The sequence below is a fragment of the Vibrio sp. LB10LO1 genome, assembly GCF_010092875.1.
Lineage (GTDB): Bacteria > Pseudomonadota > Gammaproteobacteria > Enterobacterales > Vibrionaceae > Vibrio > Vibrio campbellii.
The window spans coordinates 42,278-60,414 of the sequence record NZ_JAADJW010000021.1 but is presented as its reverse complement, the minus strand read 5'-3'; the positions used below and the strand labels follow the sequence as shown (position 1 = coordinate 60,414).

15 protein-coding genes are annotated in these 18,137 nt (G+C 45.9%); 10 read left to right on the top strand and 5 right to left on the bottom strand.

What is annotated here, in order from left to right; genetic code table 11:
• Positions 1-41: 41 nt before the first annotated feature.
• Both GXP65_RS15805 and GXP65_RS15800 read left to right on the top strand, forming a co-directional pair.
• The gene (locus tag GXP65_RS15805) at positions 42-1,259 is read left to right on the top strand and encodes an ROK family protein (RefSeq protein ID WP_005425684.1); all 1,218 of its coding nucleotides are present in this window, start codon (positions 42-44) and stop codon (positions 1,257-1,259) included.
• Positions 1,260-1,488: 229 nt separating this feature from the next.
• Positions 1,489-2,430, top strand: coding sequence for a chemotaxis protein CheV (locus GXP65_RS15800; protein WP_005425659.1), 942 nt, complete (start codon positions 1,489-1,491; stop codon positions 2,428-2,430).
• Between the two features lie 99 nt (positions 2,431-2,529).
• Here the strand turns inward: GXP65_RS15800 and GXP65_RS15795 are convergent, their stop codons facing one another.
• From GXP65_RS15795 to GXP65_RS15780, 4 genes are all read right to left on the bottom strand, one after another.
• Positions 2,530-5,604, bottom strand: a complete 3,075-nt coding sequence (locus GXP65_RS15795) for an error-prone DNA polymerase (protein ID WP_162093226.1) — start codon at positions 5,602-5,604, stop codon at positions 2,530-2,532.
• 27 nt (positions 5,605-5,631) lie between these two features.
• Positions 5,632-7,035, bottom strand: coding sequence for a DNA polymerase Y family protein (locus GXP65_RS15790; protein WP_162093225.1), 1,404 nt, complete (start codon positions 7,033-7,035; stop codon positions 5,632-5,634).
• A gap of 4 nt (positions 7,036-7,039) precedes the next feature.
• Entirely contained in the window at positions 7,040-7,732 is a 693-nt protein-coding gene (gene imuA, locus GXP65_RS15785; RefSeq protein ID WP_162093224.1) for a translesion DNA synthesis-associated protein ImuA, read from the bottom strand.
• Between the two features lie 131 nt (positions 7,733-7,863).
• A complete protein-coding gene (locus GXP65_RS15780) occupies positions 7,864-8,610 on the bottom strand; it encodes a YciK family oxidoreductase (RefSeq protein WP_005425666.1) in 747 nt (248 codons plus the stop codon).
• Positions 8,611-8,888: 278 nt separating this feature from the next.
• On the opposite strand from GXP65_RS15780, the gene sohB reads away from it, so the two are divergent.
• The 8 genes from sohB to GXP65_RS15740 all read left to right on the top strand — a co-directional run bounded on the left by sohB (position 8,889) and on the right by GXP65_RS15740 (position 17,804).
• The gene (sohB, locus tag GXP65_RS15775; protein ID WP_162093223.1) at positions 8,889-9,950 is read left to right on the top strand and encodes a protease SohB; all 1,062 of its coding nucleotides are present in this window, start codon (positions 8,889-8,891) and stop codon (positions 9,948-9,950) included.
• A 210-nt stretch (positions 9,951-10,160) separates the two neighbouring features.
• Positions 10,161-10,841 (top strand): (d)CMP kinase, encoded by a 681-nt coding sequence (gene cmk / locus GXP65_RS15770; protein WP_162093222.1) that lies wholly within the window; start codon positions 10,161-10,163, stop codon positions 10,839-10,841.
• A 110-nt stretch (positions 10,842-10,951) separates the two neighbouring features.
• Positions 10,952-12,622: a 30S ribosomal protein S1 gene (gene rpsA, locus GXP65_RS15765; protein WP_005533588.1), complete on the top strand. Its 1,671-nt coding sequence runs from the start codon at positions 10,952-10,954 to the stop codon at positions 12,620-12,622.
• A gap of 213 nt (positions 12,623-12,835) precedes the next feature.
• Positions 12,836-13,120, top strand: a complete 285-nt coding sequence (gene ihfB, locus GXP65_RS15760) for an integration host factor subunit beta (protein ID WP_005431133.1) — start codon at positions 12,836-12,838, stop codon at positions 13,118-13,120.
• Positions 13,121-13,260: 140 nt separating this feature from the next.
• Positions 13,261-13,554 (top strand): lipopolysaccharide assembly protein LapA domain-containing protein, encoded by a 294-nt coding sequence (locus tag GXP65_RS15755; protein WP_005431104.1) that lies wholly within the window; start codon positions 13,261-13,263, stop codon positions 13,552-13,554.
• A gap of 18 nt (positions 13,555-13,572) precedes the next feature.
• Complete coding sequence (lapB, locus tag GXP65_RS15750; protein ID WP_005431114.1) at positions 13,573-14,748, top strand: lipopolysaccharide assembly protein LapB; 1,176 nt, start codon at positions 13,573-13,575, stop codon at positions 14,746-14,748.
• A gap of 82 nt (positions 14,749-14,830) precedes the next feature.
• Positions 14,831-15,532, top strand: coding sequence for an orotidine-5'-phosphate decarboxylase (gene pyrF / locus GXP65_RS15745; protein WP_005431048.1), 702 nt, complete (start codon positions 14,831-14,833; stop codon positions 15,530-15,532).
• Positions 15,533-15,956: 424 nt separating this feature from the next.
• Positions 15,957-17,804 carry an extracellular solute-binding protein gene (locus GXP65_RS15740; protein WP_045379013.1) on the top strand — a complete coding sequence of 616 codons (1,848 nt, stop codon included), beginning with the start codon at positions 15,957-15,959 and terminating at the stop codon, positions 17,802-17,804.
• Positions 17,805-17,896: 92 nt separating this feature from the next.
• On the opposite strand, the gene GXP65_RS15735 is transcribed toward GXP65_RS15740, so the two are convergent.
• The gene (locus GXP65_RS15735; RefSeq protein WP_005431118.1) at positions 17,897-18,136 is read right to left on the bottom strand and encodes a hypothetical protein; all 240 of its coding nucleotides are present in this window, start codon (positions 18,134-18,136) and stop codon (positions 17,897-17,899) included.
• Position 18,137 lies beyond the last annotated feature (1 nt).

Genomic DNA, 18,137 nt, shown 5'->3' with positions numbered 1-18,137 from the left:
AAGTAAAAAAATTATCCCGTAATAAAATTTCGGAGTGCAAGATGTACATGGCTCAACCGGGCCATATTGATCATATCAAACAGGTCAATGCTGGTCGTGTATACAAACTAATTGACCTCAAGGGTCCAATATCTCGAATCGATTTGTCCAAGCAAAGTGAGCTTGCGCCTGCGAGTATCACTAAGATCACTCGAGAGTTGATTGAAGCCCATTTGATTCATGAAACAACCGTTCAGGAAGCCACCAGTCGTGGTCGCCCAGCGGTGGGTTTGCAGGTCAATAATGAAGGTTGGCAATTCTTGTCGATGCGTTTAGGTCGCGGTTACTTGACCATCGCTCTTCATGAGCTTGGCGGTGACGTTCTGATTGATACCAAAATCGATATCCATGAGCGCGATCAAGATGATGTTTTGGAACGCTTACTCTACGAAATTGATGAATTCTTCCAAACCTACGCCGATCAACTTGACCGTGTAACCAGTATCGCCATTACGTTACCTGGTCTGGTGAACTCAGAGCAGGGCATTGTATTGCAGATGCCACATTACAATGTTGAGAATTTAGCGCTAGGCCCTGAGATCTATAAAGCAACAGGCTTACCTGTTTTTATTGCTAACGACACACGAGCTTGGGCGTTGGCTGAGAAACTGTTTGGTCATTCTCAAGATAACGATAACTCGGTTCTTATCTCCATCCACCACGGCTTAGGCGCTGGTATTATCTTGGACGGTCGAGTGCTGCAAGGCCGACACGGTAACATTGGTGAATTGGGGCATATCCAAATTGACCCGAACGGCAAGCGCTGCCACTGTGGCAATATTGGTTGTTTGGAAACTGTGGCCAGTTCACAGGCGATCCGTGAAGAAGTGGTCACTCGCATTGCAAATGGCGAAGCTTCTATCCTTGCAGAGCAAGAAGAGATGAGTATCGAGAGCATTTGTGAAGCTGCTGCGAACGGCGATCCTCTTGCGGTTGACGTGATTGAGAAACTGGGTCGCTATTTAGGCTCGGCTATTGCAATAGTCATTAACTTATTCAACCCAGAAAAAATTCTCATCGGTGGGGTTATCAACCAAGCGAAGGATGTGCTTTATCCAGCCGTTCGACGTTGTATAGAAGAGCAAAGTCTTCCAGTTTACCATCAAGATCTTGAGCTGGTGGAATCTCGTTTCTACAAACAAGCGACTATGCCCGGAGCCGCATTGATTAAGCAAGCGCTGTACGATGGTCAGCTGCTGATGAAGGTGATTGAAGGCTAATTTTTCCTACATTCATAGCGTTATTTTAAGGGGTGATCGGTGTCGTTCACCCTTTTTTGATCTTCCCAGTGCTGAAAACATCAATCTGAGCGCTGCTTCATTGCTATATCCATGGCATTAATGTAATTTCCGTAAGTATGGTAGAACACTCATAAAAAAGTTTACTTTGTTGTTTCAACACGGTTTTCTGTAAAGAGTGGAAGGTAGTGATTCAAGGTTAGGTAGTGGTATGTCCGGAGTGTTAAATACGGTTGATCAGCGCACAAATCTGGTGGGTGAAAACCGACTAGAACTTTTGCTGTTCACGTTAAATAGTCGCCAGTTGTTTGCGATTAACGTTTTTAAAGTGAAAGAGGTGATCAAGCTGCCTCCACTGACCAAACTGCCGGGCTCTCACTATAACATCCGTGGAGTGGCTTCTTTACGTGGTGAAGCGGTACCAGTGATTGATTTGCGTTGTTCGATTGGCTTCCCACCATTGCGTGGAGAGGCAGAAGAAGAGAACTTGATCATTACTGAATACAACCGCTCGATTCAGGGCTTCCTTGTTGGACCTGTGCGTAACATTATCAATACCGCATGGACTGAGATTCAGCCACCGCCGTCTACATCTGGCCGTTCTAATTACCTAACTGCCATCACCCAAGTGAAAGATGGTGATTCATCTCAAATCGTTGAAATCATTGATGTCGAGAAAGTGCTGGCGGAAATTGTTCACTATGATGTGACTATCTCCGATGGCATTTTAGACCAAGATCTCGCTCACGCTATGGTTGGTCGTAACGTGCTTATTGTTGATGATTCCTCAACAGCACGTAATCAAGTTCGTGACACGCTATCTCAGCTTGGTTTGAACATCATTGAGTGTCGTGATGGTCTAGAAGCTTTAACAGTACTCAAGCGCTGGTGTGATGAGGGCAAAGACGTTGAGAAAGAACTGTTGATGATGATCACGGATGCGGAAATGCCAGAAATGGATGGTTACAGACTCACGCATGAAGTGCGTTCTGATCCTCGCATGTCGAAACTGTTTATTACGCTGAATACGTCGCTAAGTGGAAGCTTTAATGAAGCCATGGTGCAAAAGGTTGGATGTGATCGTTTTATCTCTAAATTCCAGCCCGATCTCTTGGTTCAAGTAGCCCAAGAGCGGATGCGCCAAATCGTATAAAGATGGCTGAAAATTAATTCAGCAGAATCAAAAAGGGAGGCTTGACCTCCCTTTATTTTTTCCGGCGCACGCTTTTTCCCACCATCAAAACGCGATGGCTTAATGGAAATCACGAGATTTACTTTTTAGCTCAGCAAGGTTGTGTGTGCAATCGATGAGCTTTCCTGCAATTACATGTGTCACTTCTCCTTCTCTTTCTAAAATCCCTTTGACCATCAAGACTTTCGAAGTGAGATAAGCTTGCTTTTGAGCGCGCGCGGTTGCTCGCCAGACCACCACATTAATGTTGCCCGTATCATCTTCTAAAGTGAAAAAGGTCACACCTGCTGCCGTGCCTGGAGATTGTCTACCTGTCACAACACCGACGACCGTCACTAAAGACTTGTGCTCCTTTTCTACCAACTGCTTCATCCGAGTAAAGCGTGGTAACTGGCCTGCTTCTTCCAGCAGAGTAATCGGGTGTCGGCTCAGTGATAATCCGGTGCTGGCGTAATCTTCAATCAAGTTCTCGTATTCAGAAGGTTGAGCTTGGTAATTCGCCATCGGTTCTTCTATGTGATTAAACAAAGGCAAATCTGACAACGAATCCATCGCGGCCCAACGCGCGTTATAGCGATTGCCAGAAAGGATCTGAAACGCATTGGCAGAAGCGAGTAATTCAATATCGCGGCGGTTTCTTAAGATCTGTTTCACCTCTTGGATAGCACGATAGCCAGTGCTTGGTCGGCGCTCAACCAGTCGAGAAGCGCTTTCTTGATTAAAGCCCTTTACTAAACGAAAGCCCAGTTGCACACCAAGACGGCCATTAGGACGCTGAACCAAATGGTGCTGATACGAAGAGTGATTGATGCAAACAGGCAGCACTTCGACACCATGTCGGCGCGCATCTTGAATCAATTGCGAAGGGCTATAAAAACCCATTGGTTGGCTATTTAGCAGGGCAGTATAGAACTCAGCAGGATAGTGAAACTTTAACCATGCAGAGCAGTAAGCCAGCACCGCAAAAGAGGCGGAGTGACTTTCTGGGAAGCCATACTCACCAAAGCCGCAGATTTGATCGAAGATGCGTTCCGCAAACTCTAAGTCATAGCCACGTTCACGCATCCCGTCGATTAACTTCGGTTTGAACTTGGCAAGATCGCCGTTCTTCTTCCATGCTGCCATAGCACGGCGTAACTGATCGGCTTCTCCACCGCTGAACCCAGCGGCGACCATCGCGAGTTTGATCACTTGTTCTTGGAAAATCGGCACGCCCACAGTGCGCTCTAGTACGCTTTTCACTTCTTCCGATGGATAACTGATCGGCTCTTCACCATTTCGTCGTTTTAGAAACGGATGGACCATATCACCTTGGATTGGGCCCGGACGGACAATAGCAATCTGTACGACTAAGTCGTAGTAACGTGCAGGCTTTAAGCGTGGCAGCATGCTCATTTGCGCGCGAGACTCAATTTGAAACACGCCAACGGTGTCCGCTTTCTGGATCATGCGGTATACGTGCGGATCATCTTGCAGGCGCGTGATCTCGGCAATCGACAGGGATCGCTGGTGGTGCTTCTCGACCAATTGAAAGCATTTACGGATCGCATTCAACATGCCGAGAGCAAGAACATCGACTTTTAACAGCTTTAAGCTTTCTAAATCATCTTTATCCCATTGAATAATAGTACGATCTTCCATCGAAGCATTTTCGACAGGCACCAGTTCATACAAAGGGCCTGATGAAATCACAAAGCCGCCCACGTGCTGAGATAAATGGCGCGGAAAGCCGATGATCTCGTTCACCAACTGGATAAATTGCTGGCCCTTTAACGACTCTGGTTGTAACCCTAATTCGATGATTTGCGCTTGCCAACCTTGGGTGCGATCACGTCGATTCACGTTTTTGATGAAGAAGTCTAGCTGAGTTTCTTCAATCCCCAACGCTTTACCTACCTCACGCACGGCGCTTTTAAAGCGATAGCTGATCACGGTAGCTGCTAAAGCGGCACGCTCGCGCCCGTACTTCTTGTAGATATATTGAATGACTTCTTCACGACGCTCGTGTTCAAAGTCGACGTCAATGTCTGGCGGCTCTTCTCGCTCTCGGCTAATAAAGCGTTCGAACAGAACCGAGATTTGTCTAGGATCGACGGCGGTGATTTCTAAGCAGTAACACACCACCGAGTTTGCCGCAGAGCCTCGCCCTTGGTAGAGAATGCCTCGCTGTTTAGCAAACATCACGATGTCGTGGATGGTGAGAAAGTAATAGTGATATTCCAGCTCTTCAATGAGCGCTAACTCATTCTCGATGGTTTGATGAATATCTGCGGGAACACCTTCAGGGAAGCGCAGTTTTTTACCACGCTCGACCAACATACGCAGATAAGAAGTAGGGGTGTAACCATCTGGAATCAGTTCTGTTGGGTATTCGTATTTCAAATCTGAGAGTTTGAATTCGCACAAGTCCGCAATATGGGTGCTTTCTTCTAGCCATTCAGATTTGTAAATTCGAGACAGTTTATTCAGTGGGCGCAATGCTCGCTCAGCATTGGATAAACGACCAAAGCCGAGCTTATCAACGCTACAACCGTGCTTTACTGCTGTCAGGACATGTTGCAAAGGTAAGCGCTCAACGGCATGCATTAAGACGCCGCCACAAGCGGTAATTGGCAATTGGAACTCGTTTGCCAGTAACTCACAGTGCGTGGTGTAGGCATCGTCGTCGCCACCTAAATGACGTTGAATCGCGATCCATAAACGATGAGCGTGATGCTGCTGGAGCCAGCGTCCCCAATAATGGTCGCTCTCTTGATGAGTTGGGAGCCACAGTACGAAACAATGGCGAACCGACATCAAATCCCACTCAGACAATTGATAGCTGCCTTTCTCGCTGCGTCGTCTGGCATTGGTGATGATCCGGCACAGCTCAGCATAAGCTTTACGGCAAGGGCAAAGCAGCACCACTTGGCATTCATCATTGAGCCAAAACATACTGCCGACGATTTGTTTGATGTCGAGTTTATGCTGCTCGATGGTAGCATGGGCTTTCACTACGCCTGCAACTGAGCACTCATCGGTGATCGCAATGGCTTGATAGCGATAAAACGCCGCCTGCAATACCAACTCTTCTGCATGAGAAGCGCCGGTGAGAAAGGAGAAGTTGGACTGACAAAACAGTTCTGCGTAACTCATAACGACCTAACAAAAATAACCGTCGATTTAACAAAAATAGCCATGGAGAAACCAGTGCTTGTGCTGATCGCGAAACACCCATAACCAGCGACCTTGCTTGGTGTGTGCAATGTAGTAATCACGCATGATCTCATCGCCATCCCACCATCCCGAGACAATCCGCTCTGGTCCATGAACTAGAGAGACTTGCTCTTGTAGCACGATAGGTTCGGGTAATTGCATCGCGGGTCGCAGAAGAGCAGGGATGGTGTTAATTGGTACATCCGGCTCATCGGCTGGGCGATATTGGTTGGCTTTCTCTGGCCTTGGGTCGCAGGCAATGTTGGGTTTGAGTACCGCGCTTTTACCCAATTTAGCTTGCAGTAAAGAGAGCAGTTCTAACGCGTTCATTTGTCCTTTTTGCCCAGCAAAGAAGTCGCTAGCAGAGCTTAAAGGTTCACCTTGGCGTTCCACTTGTAACGTCAGACCAATAACAGGACCGTTTAACGTGACAGATTCCAAACTCAAACTCGCCAATTGTTGCCAGCGTTGGCACAAGTAATCGCCTTGTGCGGATGTGAGCTGAAGGTGCTGTGCTTGCTTGTCTCGCTGGTGTAGGGTTAAACACAGCTCAAACGCGACTTTATCGCGTAGCTTGAGAAAGGTTTCGAGCTGACTAAGTAATTTAGCCAGTGGTTTCTCCACCCATTGAACGTTTTCAATCTCAAACAACAGTTCTAAATAGCCTTGGAAGGATTCGGTTGGATGATAAAAGTCGACAGGATGCTTAAACTGCCCAGTCAGTCGACCAACGTAGTTCACCAAATCAATGTCGAATCGGCGTGCGATGTCTTGCAATGGCAACTCAAGCAAGCCTTGCAAAGTGGTGACACCGACACGTTGTAGCTTCTCTACGGTCGCGCTTGATAAATCCGTCAGTGTCAGCGGCAGTGGTGATAAGGCTTGCTGCACGGCAGATTTGTCTTCGCTGATGAAGTTTGCCCCTGCTAGTGCCATCAACTTGGCAGAAAAAGGCGAAAAGCCACACCCGAATTGAAAACTCAGTTTCAGCTCTGATAAATGAGCACTGACTTTAGTCCAATAGTTTTGTAATCCTTCATACAGATTAAGCATCGGGGTTGCGCGTAGCAGAATACCTTGGTTTGGCATCAATACGACATCAGAAGTAATCAAATACAGCCATTGAGCAATTTCTTGTAACTTGCTCAGTTCGGTTTGCGGATGATAAGGATGCACTTGCAAATCTCGGCACAAAGAAGCCGCGCTACCCAAGCCCATATTTGGCTTAATGCCTTGTTGCTCGGCAATCTCGTTGTATTGAATGATCCGACAACGTTGGCTTTCTACAATCACCACAGGCTGCTCTTGGTTATCACCAAAGAGGGCATCTAACTGTAGGCGAGGGAAGTGCAAGTAAATCCACAAAACCATATCATTAACCCTGACTCGCCAATGGGAAATTGACCACAGTCGATGGAATGTGAGTTGTGCTTGGCATTACCAGTTGCGGGTAGTGGTGCTGGAAGCTGATATCGACACTACCTTTACTCCAGCCGCCTTTTCGTTTGAGAACTTCCACGCTGACACCTTGTTCATGACCTTGCAGTTTTAAACTCAGTGACACAGGTAAAGACAAACGGTTGGTCATGTTAGGCTTGAGCATAAACAAAGGGCAAGAGCCTTGTTCACTCGCCACTTGTAGACGTTTTACTTGATGGATCTCTAGTTCATCCTGCCATAACAAAACGTTGGTGCACACGCCGCTCTTGAGGCATTGCTCGGCTGCCCACAGCGCATCGCGTTGATGTTCGGGTGTGATAACCCACACTAGGTTGATGTCCAATCCAATGCTGTGGAGAAACAATGAATTCATTAACGCAGGTGGTTGAATGAATGCCGTCACTCCTCTCGAAAGAGACGCTTCTAAATAAGGTGCAAGCAAACGTAGTTCGCCAATACTGCCAACGGATTCCATTTCCACCACGCCGTGAGGAGGAAAGCCGCCGCCAAGCAGTGCGTCGAGTTCAGAAAAACCAGAGCTATGGAGGAACTGATGGTCGTCCGCTTTGGTTAAATTTGCTTGCCAAACAAGGTGTTGGCTTTTCAAGTGTTGGATAATGTCTTGCATAAATAAAATACCTGTATGTATGCACAGTATATTTCTGTGGTGGAAAGTCGCAAGATTTTTATAGGCAGAAATACGAAAAAAGGCAGCGTTTGCTGCCTTTTTAATCGATTATGTGAGGTAACCTGAGTTGATTACTTACGCTTTGGCTGCGCGTCGATACACTGACCATTTACATCAGTCACTGCTGGGTCCATCAAGTGCAAGTAAAGCGGCATGATGTCCAGTGCTGTTTTTAGTGTGTTCGCATCTTCACCTGGGTAGGCTTTTTCACGCATACGAGTACGAGTTGCTCCCGGGTTAATCGCGTTAACACGCATTGGTGTGTCACTTAGCTCATCTGCCAATACCTGCATCATACCTTCTACGGCAAACTTAGAAATGGCGTATGGGCCCCAGAAAGCACGACCAGAATGACCAACTGTCGAAGAGGTAAAGACAATACGACCCGCATCTGATTTACGCATGATAGGTAGCAGAGCTTGAGTCATCAGCACTTCGGCTTTCACGTTGATTTGCATGATGTCGTCGAAGTCTTCTTCGTTGATTTGCTCAAACGGACATAGCGTGCTGAGAACGCCGGCGTTGTGCAATAGGCCATCCAAGCGACCAAATTGACCTTCGATGGTTTCTGCCATATCGATGTAGTGCTGCTTTGTTGCACCTTTCAGGTCAAGTGGGATGATCGCTGGCTGAGGGTAGCCCGCAGATTCGATTTCATCGTAAATGGATTCAAGGTTCTGAACGTTTCGACCAAGTAGAATCACAGTCGCACCATGCTGAGCGTAAGAAAGTGCAGCTTGGCGACCGATACCATTACCTGCACCAGTGACAAGAATGACTTTACCTTTTAGGGCATCTGCTGAAACGGAGTAGTTCACGGTAGTAAATCCTTATTATTGTATCTAGTTCCGACGTACAGGCTTCATGTTCGTTTGTGTAGAAATGCGCCTGTTTCTCAATGGAAAATCTTGGTAATCGTGACAAGTTGGTTACAATACACCAATTCATGTGTTATACCAATTCCAGAACGGTTGTCCGGTATGTTATTTGAACACTATCAATCAGAACAAAAGGTTACCGATTTTCTCGCCTTCTCTCTGATTTTTCTACGTAACATATTGATGACCATTACTGGTATGAGATAGAGGAACTCTCATTGGAATTTTTATTAGATTACGGTCTGTTTTTAGCCAAGATTGTCACCGTTGTAGCGGCAGTCGTTGTGCTGCTGATTATTGCAAAATCAGCGGGTGGTAAGTCGGGTGCGGCAAAAGGTGAATTAGAAGTCACGAATCTTTCTGAGCGCCATAAAGACGCGGTAGAGCAGCTAGAACACCACTTACACGATGACGCTTTCATCAAAGCGCGTGATAAAGCGGTTAAGAAAGAAGAAAAAGAAAAGAACAAATCTCGCGAGAAAGAAATCAAACAAGCGAGCAAAGAAGGTTCTCTCGATAGCAAACGCGAACCACACCTGTTCGTTTTGGACTTTAACGGTAGTATCGATGCTAAAGAAGTAGCATCACTACGTGAAGAGGTGACAGCAGTATTAGCCGTTGCTCGCGAAGGTGATGAAGTTCTGCTTCGCCTAGAGTCTGGTGGTGGCATGGTTCATGGCTATGGCTTGGCATCTTCTCAACTTGACCGAATCAAAGCTGCGGGTCTGCCTCTGACGATTTCTGTCGACAAAGTTGCAGCAAGTGGCGGTTATATGATGGCGTGTGTGGCAGACAGGATTGTGTCTGCGCCGTTTGCGATTGTGGGTTCTATCGGCGTTATTGCACAGATCCCTAACTTCAACAAACTGTTGAAAAAGCATGATATCGAATACGAGCAGTTAACGGCAGGTGAGTACAAACGCACATTGACCATGTTTGGTGAGAACACCGACAAAGCGCGTGATAAGTTCAAGCAAGAGCTTGAAGAAACACACGTACTGTTCAAAGACTTCATCAGTGAACGTCGCCCAGCGCTAGAACTTGAAAAAGTCGCAACCGGTGAACACTGGTTTGGTACGCAAGCGAAAGAGCTAGGACTGGTAGATGAAATCAGCACTTCTGACGATCTTGTTGTCGCGGCATGCAAAGAGAAAACCGTACTAGCAGTACATTATGTGCAGAAGAAAAAACTGGCAGACAAGCTTGCTGGTGTGGCAGGTAAAGTGGCAGATAGCGTAGTACTTAAACTTGCAGAACGTGGTCAAAAGCCAATTGTTTAATCGATAAGATACGATTCAAACTTAAAGCGGCGAGGGTGGAAACTCTCGCCGTTTTTATTGGAACTTTCCTCAATAGTGTGAATCCAACTGCGCATTGGGTGTAATGCTTTACACGACATTTTTCCTCGCTCCAGAGGACGATTACCCGTATAATACGCGCCTCGAAAACCGAGCAAATTGCTGAAAAAGAAATTATAGGTGGAGAAGAACATGTCCTCTCAAACTCCGGTTGTTACCGTAGATGGACCTAGTGGTGCAGGTAAAGGCACTTTATGTATGTTGCTAGCGAAGAAGTTGGGCTTCCACCTTCTGGATTCTGGCGCAATTTATCGTGTACTTGCACTTGCAGCGATTCACCACGGTGTAGACACAGAGTCAGAAGACGCGCTTGTCCCACTTGCTACTCACCTAGACGTTCAGTTTATTGCTGAAGGTGACCTAGTAAAAGTGATTCTAGAAGGCGAAGATGTTTCTGGTGAACTTCGTAAAGAAGAAACCGGTATGGCTGCGTCTAAAGTGGCAGCACTGCCACGCGTTCGTGAAGCATTATTGCGTCGTCAGCGTGCATTTGAGACCGCTCCGGGTCTGGTTGCTGATGGTCGTGACATGGGTACGGTTGTATTCACAGGCGCACAAGCGAAAATTTTCCTTGATGCGAGCGCAGAAGAGCGTGCAAATCGACGCCTTAAACAGTTGCAAGATAAAGGGTTAGATGTTAGATTTTCTGACCTTTTGAGCGAGATCCAAGAGCGTGACGATCGCGATCGTAACCGCCCAGTGGCGCCACTACGCCCTGCAGAGGATGCGCTTGTGCTAGATTCTACGTCGATGACTATCGACGAAGTGGTAGAAAAGGCACTACAATATATCGAATCGAAGCTAGCTGAGTAATTACGCTCGGCTAGGCTAAGAGCGTTGGTCGCAAGGATGATGACTGGCGAATTTAATAACCCCATGCGGTAGGATACCCGTGGACGTTTAATTTATTGAAGATTAAATAAATGACTGAATCTTTTGCTCAACTCTTTGAAGAGTTTCTAAACGAAACAGAATTCCAACAAGGCAGCATCGTTAAAGGTACTGTAGTAGCTATCGAGAACGGTTTCGTTCTTGTTGACGCTGGTCTTAAGTCTGAATCTGCTATCCCTGCTGAACAGTTCAAGAACGCTGCTGGCGAACTTGAAGTTGAAGTTGGCGCTGAAGTAGACGTAGCTCTAGACGCTGTTGAAGATGGTTTCGGTGAAACTCAACTTTCTCGTGAGAAAGCTAAGCGTCACGAAGCTTGGATCGTTCTTGAGAAAGCTTACGAAGAAGCTGAAACTGTTGTTGGTATCATCAACGGTAAAGTTAAAGGCGGTTTCACTGTTGAACTAAACGGTATCCGTGCTTTCCTTCCTGGCTCTCTAGTAGACGTACGTCCAATCCGCGACACTGCTCACCTAGAAAACAAAGAGCTAGAGTTCAAAGTTATCAAACTTGACCAAAAACGTAACAACGTAGTTGTTTCACGTCGTGCAGTTATCGAATCTGAGAACAGCGTTGAGCGTGACGAGCTTCTAGAAACTCTACAAGAAGGTTCTGAAGTTAAAGGTATCGTTAAGAACCTTACTGACTACGGTGCGTTCGTTGACCTAGGTGGCGTTGACGGTCTTCTACATATCACAGATATGGCTTGGAAGCGCGTTAAGCACCCATCTGAAATCGTTAACGTTGGTGACGAGATCCAAGTTAAAGTTCTTAAGTTCGACCGTGAGCGTACTCGCGTATCACTAGGTCTTAAGCAACTAGGCGAAGATCCATGGGTAGCAATCGCTAAGCGTTACCCAGAAGGTCACAAACTAACTGGTCGCGTAACTAACCTAACTGACTACGGCTGCTTCGTTGAAATCGAAGAAGGCGTTGAAGGTCTAGTACACGTTTCAGAAATGGATTGGACTAACAAGAACATCCACCCATCTAAAGTTGTTAATGTTGGCGACGAAGTTGAGGTTATGGTTCTTGAGATCGACGAAGAACGTCGTCGTATCTCTCTAGGTCTGAAACAGTGTAAAGCTAACCCATGGCAGTCATTCGCTGAAGCACAAGCTAAAGGCGACAAAGTTACTGGTAAGATCAAGTCTATCACTGACTTCGGTATCTTCATCGGTCTAGAAGGCGGCATCGACGGTCTAGTTCACCTATCTGACATTTCTTGGAATGTTGCTGGCGAAGAAGCTGTACGTGAGTACAAGAAAGGCGACGAGATCTCTGCAGTTGTTCTAGCAGTAGACGCTGAGCGTGAGCGCATCTCTCTAGGCGTTAAGCAAATGGAAAACGACCCATTCAATGCTTATGTTGCTGATAACAAGAAAGGTGTTCTAGTTAACGCTACTGTAACTGCTGTTGACGCTAAAGGCGCTACAGTTGAAATCGCAGAAGGCGTTGAAGGCTACATCCGTGCTTCTGAAGTATCTCGCGATCGCGTAGAAGATGCTTCTCTAATCCTAAGCGCTGGTGATGTTGTTGAAGCGAAGTTCACAGGTGTTGACCGTAAGAACCGCGTAATCAACCTATCTATCAAAGCTAAAGATGAAGCTGATGAGCAAGAAGCAATGGCATCTATCAACAAGCAAGACGAAGCTGCTTTTGGTAATGCAATGGCTGACGCTTTCAAAGCTGCTAAAGGCGAATAATTTACTCGCTTAAGCTAAAAAGGAGCCGCAAGGCTCCTTTTTTATGCTTGCTACTTTGTGAGTAGTAATACTAATGTTGATAAACTATGCTAAAAAAAGACATTTTTTGATTGCGCATTTTGTGTAAAATTTGTCTAGAATTGATAGCAAGTGTTTGTTGGAATTAGTATTACTTACTATAATGAGTGATAAAGATACTCAAAGAGGGCAACTATGACTAAGTCTGAACTGATTGAAAGACTCTGCGCTGAGCAAACACATTTATCAGCGAAAGAGGTAGAAGATGCTGTAAAAGATATTTTGGAGCACATGGCCTCTACATTAGAGAGCGGTGACCGTATCGAGATCCGTGGCTTCGGTAGTTTTTCTCTTCATTACCGCGAACCTCGTGTAGGTCGCAACCCTAAAACGGGTGATAAGGTGGAGCTGGAAGGTAAATACGTTCCTCACTTCAAACCTGGTAAAGAGCTTCGTGAACGCGTAAATCTCGGTAGCTAAGGCTCTCTTATTAGTTTGAAAAAGCGGCATACTCTCGTGTATGCCGCTTTTTTATAACTAGATTATTGGTAATATACATGGTCTGAAGAAACATTTTACTGCATAATCTTACCTACTTACTCCTCGAAGGGTGATGTAACATGAAAATTATAAAAATCATTGCTGTTTTAGCTCTCTTTTTAATTGCACTGGCTTTAGGTTCTCAAAACCAAGAGATCGTGACGTTCAATTACCTTCTAGCGAAAGGTGAATTCCACCTATCAACGCTACTGGGTGTGGTCTTTGTCGTTGGCTTTGGTCTGGCATGGGTTATCTTTGCTAGCATCCAATTCAAGACTCAGCTTCAAGTTCGCCGTCTGAAAAAGAAACTTAAAAAGTATGAGCCCGCTGAAGCAGAGAAACCTGCAAAACCAGCAGTAGAAAAACAGGCATAAGGATAAGGCTTAACTTTAATGCTTGAACTACTCTTCTTGTTATTGCCGATAGCCGCCGCCTATGGCTGGTACATGGGCCATCGCAGCGCTCAGCAAGACAAGCAGAAGCAATCTCATCAAATATCCCGTCAGTATGTGACGGGTCTTAACCTGCTCCTATCTGATCAGTCAGATAAGGCGGTTGACCACTTTATTGAATTGCTCCAAGTCGATAACGAAACGATAGATACACACCTAGCGTTGGGTAATCTTTTCCGTTCTCGTGGCGAAGTCGACCGCGCAATTCGCATTCACCAAAATCTCATTTCTCGTTCTGGCCTGACTCTGGACCAGAAAAACCTTGCTCTTCAGCAACTGGCTAAAGACTACATGGCGTCTGGTTTTTTAGACCGCGCAGAGAAAATCTTTGAGCAGCTAGTTGAGGAGCCAGACCATCGTGAAAGCGCGCTTCAACAACTGGTTACTATCTATCAACAGACGCGTGAGTGGGAAAAAGCCATTCATTACGCCAACCAGTTGGCGAAGATGGGCAAGAAGCGTACTCGTATTCGTGCCAACATCGCACACTTCTGGTGTGAACTAGCGATGCTTGACCAAGCAGATGGCAACACCAGCAAAGCAATTCAACACTTCAAGAAAGCACTGTCAGAAGACCCGAAATGTGTGCGTGCAAGCATTGCGCTGGGCCGTGTTTATTTGGAGTCAGAAGACTACAAGCACACCATTAAATACCTCACGGGTGTACTTGAACAAGATAAAGACTTTATCAGTGATGTACTGCCGACCATTGCCGAGTGTTATCACCACCTTGGTCAAGAAGATGAGCTGGTGGAGTTCTTGCGTGCGTGTATCGATAAGAAAGCCGGTGTATCGTCTGAACTGATGCTAGCACAGCTTGTGGCGCATCATGAGAGCGTTGGTGCAGCGCAAGAGCTGTTGACCAAGCAACTATTGAAAAACCCAACCATGAAGGGCTTCTACCGCCTTATCGACTACCATATCGCGGAAGCAGAAGATGGTCGTGCGAAAGACAGTCTTTCTACACTGCAAGCGATGGTTGGAGAACAGTTAAAAGTAAAACCGCATTACCGATGTAGGAAGTGTGGTTTCTCCACGCATTCCCTTTACTGGCATTGTCCATCATGTAAAGGATGGGGGACGATCAAGCCAATCCGAGGATTGGACGGTGAATAATTTTTAATGCAGCTGGCAGAGTTTCTGTCCGCTGCATTTTTTTAACCTTTTTAATAAGAACCAAAACTAGTTAGGAGATGAAATGATCGACCAAAAAGTTATTGTCGCACTGGATTATGATAACCAAGCGGATGCACTTGCATTTGTAGATAGAATTGATCCTGCGTCATGTCGCCTAAAAGTAGGCAAGGAAATGTTTACGCTATTTGGTCCTGATTTCGTACGTGAGCTTCATAAACGTGGTTTCTCTGTATTCCTAGACCTGAAGTTTCACGATATCCCGAATACGTGTTCAAAAGCAGTTCGCGCTGCGGCTGAGCTCGGTGTATGGATGGTGAACGTTCACGCGAGTGGTGGTGAACGTATGATGACGGCATCTCGTGAGATTCTTGAACCTTACGGTAAAGACCGTCCACTGCTGATCGGCGTGACTGTGCTTACAAGCATGGAGCAAAGTGATTTGGCAGGTATTGGCTTGGACGTTGCGCCTCAAGAGCAAGTGATTCGTCTAGCTACGCTGACAAAGAATTCAGGTCTTGATGGCGTAGTCTGTTCTGCTCAAGAGTCATCACTTCTGAAGAATGAACTTGGTAAAGAGTTCAAGCTAGTGACTCCGGGGATTCGCCCTGCGGGTTCAGAGCAAGGCGATCAACGCCGCATCATGACACCAGTCGATGCAATCCAAGCGGGATCAGACTATCTGGTTATTGGCCGCCCTATTACTCAGGCGGCAGACCCTGCATCGGTTCTTAAGTCAATCAACGACAGCTTAGCAAACATGTAATGTTGCTTTGAGTTGAGCGCAAAAGGTGAAGTGGAGACGCTTCACCTTTTTTGTTTTTGCAGCACGTAAAAATCTCTAGGAGTGCTGTTATTCATATCGTGCCAGATGAACGCTGTGGCTGATGGTACTGCTAGGATCACATTTTACTAACATAAATGGCTGTGATACTCGGAAAGTGCAACCATGTGTTATGGGTAGCTTGCGTTACAAATGTGTAACGAATAGTATGGGGTTGATGCATTCACTGCGTTGTAAGGTCAGGATGACCTAGTGAAACTCTCTGATATTAATACGGAAGTGGATAGGACTTCACTTTGTATTTGCTCTCATAATTTCCTTTACCGCGCCTTGCGTGTGGTCACTTCGAGATTCACTGCCGTCACTCTTCCTGCCGTACTGCGCAAACACAACAAGGAAGAAAACAATGATAAAGACCCTGCCATTTTCGGCACTGGCAATGTTGGTTGCGAGCAGTTTTCAACTAAATGCTGCTGAACTACCTGCAGATATCGAATGGACTTCGAATAATAACGAACCGCTATTTGCTTCAGAAGAAGCAGTACGAGGTGGTACTTACCGCACCTTTATCCGCAGTTTCCCACAGACACTTCGTAGTGTAGGCCCAGATGCGAACTCTGGCCTTCGTCAGTACTTAATGGATGGTACGCCGAAACTGGCGCAGCGCCACCCTGACACAGGTAAATGGATTCCACAGCTTGCCAAAGCATGGGCATTTGGCGACGACAACAAAACGGTTTACTTTCAATTAGATGAAACGGCGAAATGGTCAGATGGTGAGAAGATCACCGCAGATGATTACGTGTTTATGATGAAGTACTACACGTCGGAAGACATCATCGATCCGTGGTACAACGACTTCTTTAAAACGAGCATTGTAAGTGTTGAGAAAATCGATGATTACACCATCAAAGTCAACCTAGCTGTCGCGCAAAGTGAAGACTCGTTAATGGTGTTAATCAACATGCCAAGTAACGGTTTCCAGCCTCGTCCTGAGCACTTCTTTAAGAAAGAAAAAGACGAAAATAACGATGGCATGCCAGATAACTTTGTTCGCAAGTTTAACTTCAAATCTGAGCCGACAGCAGCACCTTACTACATCGATAAAGTGAAGAAAGGTAAGAGCGTGACATTCAAACACGTTGGCGAAGATTGGTGGGGTTATAACAACCGTTACTACAAAAATCGTTACAACGTAGACAAAGTGCGTATCACAGTTATCCGTGATGAAGATATCGCCATGAAGCACTTTGAAAAGGGTAACTTAGACTACTTCGAGATGGTACTACCAAACTTCTGGCACGATAAAACAGATAGTGAAGTGTACAAGAAAGGCTATGTACAAAAGTACTGGGGCTTTAACCAGTCGCCTCAAGGTGCAGGTGGTCTTTGGATGAACACGGCTATGCCAATGCTGGATAACCTAGAAGTACGTAAAGGTGTCATGGCAGCAACCGACTATGACGGCATGATCGAAAACATCATGCGTGGTGACTATTCTCGTAAGCCACATGGTCTTGGTTTTGGTCATGGTGATTACGACGATCCAAACAACACACCGCCAAAATTTGATCCAGCAGAAGCGGTCAAACACTTCGAGAAAGCGGGCTTTGACAAAATTGGCTCTGATGGTATCCGTGTGAACGATAAAGGTGAGCGTCTAAGCTTTGCTATCACTTACGGTTACAACTCACATACGCCGCGTATCGCGTACCTAAAAGAGCAAGCGAAGCTAGCAGGCTTAGAGTTTACTCTGAACTTGGTTGATGGTTCTTCTGCGTTCAAATACATTCTTGAGAAGAAACACCAGTTAGCGTTCTTGAACATGGGTTCTGGTGAGATCCCTGCGTACTGGGAGTACTTCCACTCAGACAACGCTAACAAACCACAAACGAATGCGCACACAAATTACAGCAGCCCAGAGCTAGACAAGTTGATCGAAGCGTATGACAACGAGTTTGAGCAGCAAAAACGTTACGACTTGTCTCGTCAGATTCAAAAATACATCGGTGATGCGAACGTGATCGTTCCTGGTTACATGGTGCCTTACACCCGTGATGCTCACTGGCGTTGGGTTAAGATCCCGAAAAACGGTATGACAAAGAATACTGAGTGGATCCTGCACCCAATGGACATTGCGAACTTCTGGATTGATAAATCTGTGAAGAAAGAGACCGAGAAAGCAATGAAGGCGGGCAAATCGTTCCCTGAAGTGACGGTTATCGACGACCGTTACAAGTTGTCATCGAACTAGTTGCTAAATAGCAAACAATAAAAGCCCCGAAACTTGAGTGAGTCGGGGCTTTTTTCATTTTCAAAATACTAGCTTACTAACTTACTAACTTACTAGCTTACTAGGTAAGAGGCTTCCAATAGGTAAGTCTTTACGTCACCAAGTGAAGCAAATGCTGCATCGATGGTCTTAAAACGTTCATCGATAGAGCTACTCGAAACGATCTGGCTAAATGTATTCAGCGAGAAAGCCTCGTTTGCTTTAAAAAACTGGTGTACGTTTTCCAGTTGAACTTTATGGATATGCTCGACCTTACTTAACGCAGCGGTAAGATCTGAAATGTTAATCGACATT